A 5,691-nucleotide genomic window follows, 5' to 3' on the forward strand; every position below is an offset into this window, starting at 1 on the left:
GGCACTGTTACCCGTCCACTGTAATTGGCATCAGCTTTCAAATAAAGTTGCCAAAGATATTGAGTACCGTTTACACTATCAGGAATTGCCCCCGGTTCATCAGTAAATTCCCAACTGTTTTGATCAATTTCCGCCCCAACTACCGATAGCCCAATGACATCTGCTAATCCTTTTAATTGCCGAACAATTGCAGTCCGACAAGCCCAAGGACAAGCCCAAGAAATATATAAATGATAGCGTCCCGGTTCAGCCTTAAAACCACTAGATCCATCTGCTGTAATCTGATCACGGTAAGTTGTTGATGGGCGAATAAATTTACCTTGTGAATCTTCTTGATCCCGTCTTGATATCCACTTACCATCTTTGAGAATTCCCAAACCCATATATTACTCCTGTACAATTATCAGTGATCAGTAAATAAAAATTATTGGATAAAACTCGCTGACTAAGTAGGTAGGAAAAAACCAAACTATATTACAAAAAGTAAACAGGGCAAAAATCAAATGACGACCCCCACCACTTAATTAAATCTGCCTGATAACTGTTCACTACGCACTGATTTAGAGAAGTCCACAAAAAAGTTGATCCAAATTTCTGCAACTAAAATGACCTTTCCTCTCCCTGCTCCCTGCTCCCCTGCTCTCAAAACGACGGTATATTTTTTTATTTGGAAGTCTCTTACCCCTTTCTAATCATTGCTATTCATAATTTTTGGGACTTTGAAAAACTCGCCTTCTTGTTCAGGCGCACTATTCAGGATGGCTTCTCGCTCAGGATATGGTTGTAACTCATCTTTTCGAGTCACATTACTAACATCAATTGCTCGTGTAGTCGGCAGCACATCACTAACATCAACCTCATTCAACTGTTCGATATAATCCAGAATACTTCCCAGTTGGGTAGTGAATTTCTCTTCTTCTTCTGGTGTTAATTCTAAACGAGCCAAAAGAGCCACTTTGTGAACTTGTTCCCGGTCAATCATAGTTTCTCAATACTTGATTTTCATTCTTGTGGTCAATTTGATACATAAACCAAAACAACCCCCTCCTGGCTGGCGGGTTATTCCCTACAGTCAGGGCTTATTGGGATTGGGTTGCACTGCGCTTAATCCAACCTATGAATATTTAAAAGAATACGTCAATTTGCATCCTTCCAGTGGTTTTCAGCCAGTTTTGGGCTTCTATGTAGTTATTCGGAGCCATGCGAATAGCTCTAATCCAATAATCTGCGGCTTGGTCAAACAATGCTTCGCCAGCATCATTATCCCCAGCTTCTTTAGCCTTTTCGCCTTGATAATGGTAAATCACAGCAATATTATTTAAGGCTTGGGGTAAACGTGGATTCAATTCAATTGCTTGGTGATACATTTTTAAAGCTGTATCATGATCACCATTACTGGCATAGATTAGCCCCATATTATAGTGGATATAACTGCGATCGTTAGTATCTTCCTCTAGGGTGAGCGCTTCTTCGTAATAGTCTAAGGCTTCTGCATATTCTCCTTCCGCCTGTGCTGACATTCCATCGCGGTAATACACAAATGCTTCTTTAGATTTTTTGTTGGCTGGCAGAAGTTTTAGGATGAGATCCGCCATTACTGTAAAGGATTTGTCAACAAAATTATCGTTTTTTTGAGTTCTTGGCATATTTGTTTCTATGGTTTTAAAAGATATTCTCCAGAAGTGATTTCTCTTCACCCAGAGGGATGATACATTCAGAACTATTCTGTCGAGAGTTGTTCACCAAGTTACTAACTGGGTAAGCAGTCATGGCTTGATCGGTATATGGACACAATAGCGGCTGTAGTGCTTCAGGTGTTTGCATTTGGGGATTTAACCACAAATCGTAATCTTGTGGGTCCACAATCACTGGCATCCGATCATGAATTGGTTGGACTAATTCATTAGCTGCCGTTGTTAAAATTGTACAAGATATAATTTCCTCATTGTCAGGCTTTCCCGGTAAAGGTTGCCATCTTTCCCACAACCCCGCAAAGCCGAAAGGCTGTCCATCCGGGAGATGAAAGTAAAACGGCTGTTTTTTACTATTGTGCCGTTTCCACTCATAAAAACCATCAGCAAGCACTAAACAGCGTCTTTGCTTGAATGCTGACCGAAAAGCTGGTTTTTCCGCAACTGTTTCTGCCCTAGCATTGATTAGCTTCACACCAATTTTAGGATCTTTCGCCCACGAGGGTATTAATCCCCAACGTAACTGCTGAAATTCACGCTGATTAGTTTGAGGATTATGTAGCACTGTTGCCACCTTTTGCGTAGGTGCAATGTTATATTGAGCAGCTAAATCTGGAATTTTCTCTACATGAAAAAATTCGGCTAACCTCGCTGATGACTGAGTTAAAGTAAATCTTCCGCACATACTCTTATTTTTTCATACTGAATAAAAATCAAATTTCTAATACAAGGAAGCAATAATATGATTGTTTTTATTATTTTTTGTTTTCACGATTTATTTACCTTATACGCATATACTGAAAATAAATAAAAATTATCCTGTTTTAAAAAGTTTAGTTTGTAATATATTGTATTTTAACCCCTCACCAAACATCAACATTCATTATTATATTTTCTGACATGAAAACATTAAAATTGTATGATTTCTTACCATCAGGCAACAGTTATAAGATCAGACTTTTACTGACACAAATGGGTATGCCTTTTGAAAGAATAGACATTAATATTTTGAAAGGTGAAACTCGTACACCAGATTTTTTAAGTAAGAATACTAATGGTAAAATTCCAGTTTTGGAAGTTGATACTGGAAAATATTTGGCAGAATCAAATGCCATCTTAGTATATTTAAGTGAAGGCACAGAATTTTTACCATATGATCGCTTTTTAAGAGCGCAAGTTTTGCAATGGTTATTTTTTGAACAATATAGCCATGAACCTTTTATCGCTACATCAAGATTTTGGATCTCTATTTTAGGTAAAGCTGAGGAATATCGCCCAGCTATAGAACAAAAGCGTGAACCGGGTTATGCAGCATTAAAGATTATGGAAAATCATTTAATGACTCATAATTTTTTTGTCAGTGAACATTATACAATCGCTGACATTGCCTTGTTTGCCTATACCCATGTGGCTGATGAGGGTGGATTTGACTTAACTAAATTCCCTGCAATCCAAGGTTGGATTGAACGAGTTAAATCTCAGCCTAGATATATCAAGATTACACAAGAGAAAAATTTTGCTGAATAAATACTTGTGTATTCTTCTATTAGTTTTGGTAAAATAGTACACATGGGTTTTGAAATTTTAAATGTCTGTGTCAATTTCAATCAGCTTTTGCCGAGAGGATAAACCAGATTTAATTTTAATATGAGATTTGGGTACATTAAATTTATCTGCTAATAATTTAATTAACTCTTCATTTGCTTTTCCATCCACTGGGGGAGATTTTAACCTGACAGTCAAACTACCATCAGTGTGTTCTTCAATTTTTTGTTCTTTGGAATTAGGTTTAACTTTAACTCTTCTTCGCATACAGCGTTTTCGGCTATTAGGCAATACAGTTTTCTCCTTGTTCCTCTCCTATCATAGCTTTCAGCCTTGAGAATGTATCTCATATCTCATAACTGCCGGAAGTGCTGTATCTTATTTGTTGGGATTTGGGGATATTTTTTAGGCTAAAAATACAGTAAAATTTCAGCCTGATTTTCAAACTTTCTCTAAGGATATCTTCGACTACCAGCACCGACTACACCAATTTTGTGCCGATAGGAAAGTTCAGCCCCAAACCAACCAGTGATACTAGTTAGTGTACCTATAACCAGAGAGAGAAAGAATCCCCAAGGTAATATTCTTGACTCAGGATTTCCTAGACGTACAATCAAGTTAAGGGCTGTCAAGGCTAAAATTATTACATTCAGAATCAAATGCGTCCAGCCGGCGGTGCGTTTGCGAACACGTTCAATCCTTAAAAAGTCACTCATTCCCGTAATGGCGGCGATGATACCTGCTAAAAGTCCCAGTCCAATTAACCATAGGGACGCTCTAGCCCAGAAAAAATCATGGGTTAACCAATAGCCGCAGTCGCTTCCTAATGCACCAGCTAAGAAGGCAATGGGAAAAATCATGGTGAGGGGGTGTAAAGGATGTCCGGCGATCGCCACTGTGCTGGGTACACCGCTATCCTGATATTCTCTGTCGTCACTGTCAATAATTGGTGGGATATTTGGAAATGGTGTGGAGTTGGATTCTGTTCTTGTCGTTTCCATGATTTAGTATCCTATTTTAACTAAAGAAATTTCATTCAAATCAACTTTAATTTGCCAATTTCTATGTTTATTTTTTGAGAAGTTGCTTGGATTTTTTCACCCATCAACATTAATTTTATTTCTGGATTCAATGCTTGCTTTCTTCATCTCAGATGTTCTTGAATTATTGCTGAGGTTTTTTTAATTATCCTGGAGTCAATTTATAAAAATAGCATAGATATTTTATCTGCCTGGCGATGGAGTCGAATTTATACAGTTATATTCCGCAAAGTAGAAATATTAAATTTTGGTTAGTAAATAATCTGTATATTCTATCTGGAGTTACGCCAGCGATCATTCAAAAGAAAGATGGAATCTACCTAAATTGTATGTCACGCTAAAACAGAATAATCATCCGAACACTTTTCTAGAGGAGAACTAAGCATGGTCACTACATTAGATGATACAAAACGAAATGCTATTGCTGCAAAATTGGCAGATATGAAATTAATTCAACAGTTGCTGATCGAAAATGAGCAAATGTTTTTGAGAGAATCAACTGATGCAGAAATCTCTGATCGCCTCCGCAAGATGCTAGAGGATGACCAAAAAAATCAAGGCGTTTTGGAAACTGCAATTGTTCAGTATGGTATCCAAAAAGAACCAGAACAAACAGTCCAAGAAATGTATAATAAAATCTGCCAATTGATGCAAGGCTCTCAATTGAGTTTTTATGAAAAAATATTTCAACATGAATTGTTAAAACATCAACAAGTAATGTCTGGTGTGGTAATTCACAAGGCTGCTCAAAAGGTTGGTGCTGATGTAATGGCGGCAATTAGTTCCTTAAATACTGTTAACTTTGAAAATCGCGCTCACCAAGAGCAACTTAAAGGCTTTTTAGAAGTTCTGGGTGTTCGTGAACTGACTGGACAAGATGCAGATCATGGGATTTGGGGACGAGTTCAAGATGCGATCGCGGCTTTTAGTGGTGCAGTAGGTAGCGCTGTTACCCAAAGCAGTGACAAAAAGGATATGAATATTCAGGATGTGATTCGCATAGATCACAATAAAGTCAATATTCTGTTTACCGAATTGCTACAAAGTAATGATCCGCAAAAGATTCAAGAATATTTTGGTCAAATCTACAAAGATTTAACAGCTCATGCTGAAGCTGAAGAGGAAGTTGTCTACCCCAGAGTGCGTTCTTTCTATGGTGAGAGGGACACTCAAGAGCTTTATGACGAACAAGCCAAAATGAAACAGCTGTTAGAAGAAATTCGTGCTATCAATCCTTCTGCTGCTGAATTTAAAGATAGAGTCAGAAATTTGATGGATATTGTTGGCGGTCATATTCGTCAAGAAGAAAGCAAAATGTTTGCTGCTATTCGTAATAATTTGAGTACTGAACAAACTGAACAACTAGCGACACAATTTAAAGCCGCTAAGAGCAGAATTCAAGAAAGATTAGGAGG

Annotated in this window: 7 protein-coding genes and 1 pseudogene; 2 read left to right on the forward strand and 6 right to left on the reverse strand. The window is 37.7% G+C overall.

What is annotated here, in order from left to right; translation table 11 throughout:
• The 4 genes and pseudogenes from VB654_RS24940 to VB654_RS24955 form a co-directional block, all read right to left on the reverse strand.
• Nucleotides 1–383, reverse strand: a pseudogene (locus tag VB654_RS24940) (glutathione S-transferase family protein); the annotation flags it as partial.
• Nucleotides 384–688: 305 nt separating this feature from the next.
• Nucleotides 689–982, reverse strand: a complete 294-nt coding sequence (gene gatC / locus VB654_RS24945) for an Asp-tRNA(Asn)/Glu-tRNA(Gln) amidotransferase subunit GatC (protein WP_323216523.1) — start codon at nucleotides 980–982, stop codon at nucleotides 689–691.
• A 142-nt stretch (nucleotides 983–1,124) separates the two neighbouring features.
• Nucleotides 1,125–1,646 carry a photosystem I assembly protein Ycf3 gene (locus VB654_RS24950; protein ID WP_323216524.1) on the reverse strand — a complete coding sequence of 174 codons (522 nt, stop codon included), beginning with the start codon at nucleotides 1,644–1,646 and terminating at the stop codon, nucleotides 1,125–1,127.
• Between the two features lie 16 nt (nucleotides 1,647–1,662).
• A complete protein-coding gene (locus tag VB654_RS24955; RefSeq protein WP_323216525.1) occupies nucleotides 1,663–2,376 on the reverse strand; it encodes an SOS response-associated peptidase in 714 nt (237 codons plus the stop codon).
• Between the two features lie 215 nt (nucleotides 2,377–2,591).
• On the opposite strand from VB654_RS24955, the gene VB654_RS24960 reads away from it, so the two are divergent.
• Nucleotides 2,592–3,218 carry a glutathione S-transferase family protein gene (locus tag VB654_RS24960; protein WP_323216526.1) on the forward strand — a complete coding sequence of 209 codons (627 nt, stop codon included), beginning with the start codon at nucleotides 2,592–2,594 and terminating at the stop codon, nucleotides 3,216–3,218.
• A 57-nt stretch (nucleotides 3,219–3,275) separates the two neighbouring features.
• Here the strand turns inward: VB654_RS24960 and VB654_RS24965 are convergent, their stop codons facing one another.
• Both VB654_RS24965 and VB654_RS24970 read right to left on the reverse strand, forming a co-directional pair.
• A complete protein-coding gene (locus VB654_RS24965; RefSeq protein ID WP_323216529.1) occupies nucleotides 3,276–3,503 on the reverse strand; it encodes a DUF167 domain-containing protein in 228 nt (75 codons plus the stop codon).
• A 185-nt stretch (nucleotides 3,504–3,688) separates the two neighbouring features.
• Nucleotides 3,689–4,237: a DUF2231 domain-containing protein gene (locus VB654_RS24970; RefSeq protein WP_323216527.1), complete on the reverse strand. Its 549-nt coding sequence runs from the start codon at nucleotides 4,235–4,237 to the stop codon at nucleotides 3,689–3,691.
• A gap of 423 nt (nucleotides 4,238–4,660) precedes the next feature.
• On the opposite strand from VB654_RS24970, the gene VB654_RS24975 reads away from it, so the two are divergent.
• Nucleotides 4,661–5,691, forward strand: a 1,031-nt coding sequence (locus tag VB654_RS24975) for a hemerythrin domain-containing protein (RefSeq protein ID WP_323216528.1), incomplete at its 3' end; no start/stop codon positions are given.

Source organism: Nodularia sp. UHCC 0506 (assembly GCF_034931045.1).
GTDB lineage: Bacteria > Cyanobacteriota > Cyanobacteriia > Cyanobacteriales > Nostocaceae > Nodularia.

Bases quoted from the DNA above. Each gene is read 5' to 3' on its own strand.
- gatC (WP_323216523.1), bottom strand. From the start codon at position 982: ATGATTGACCGGGAACAAGTTCACAAAGTGGCTCTTTTGGCTCGTTTA.
- VB654_RS24950 (WP_323216524.1), bottom strand. From the start codon at position 1,646: ATGCCAAGAACTCAAAAAAACGATAATTTTGTTGACAAATCCTTTACA.
- VB654_RS24955 (WP_323216525.1), bottom strand. From the start codon at position 2,376: ATGTGCGGAAGATTTACTTTAACTCAGTCATCAGCGAGGTTAGCCGAA.
- VB654_RS24960 (WP_323216526.1), top strand. From the start codon at position 2,592: ATGAAAACATTAAAATTGTATGATTTCTTACCATCAGGCAACAGTTAT.
- VB654_RS24965 (WP_323216529.1), bottom strand. From the start codon at position 3,503: ATGCGAAGAAGAGTTAAAGTTAAACCTAATTCCAAAGAACAAAAAATT.
- VB654_RS24970 (WP_323216527.1), bottom strand. From the start codon at position 4,237: ATGGAAACGACAAGAACAGAATCCAACTCCACACCATTTCCAAATATC.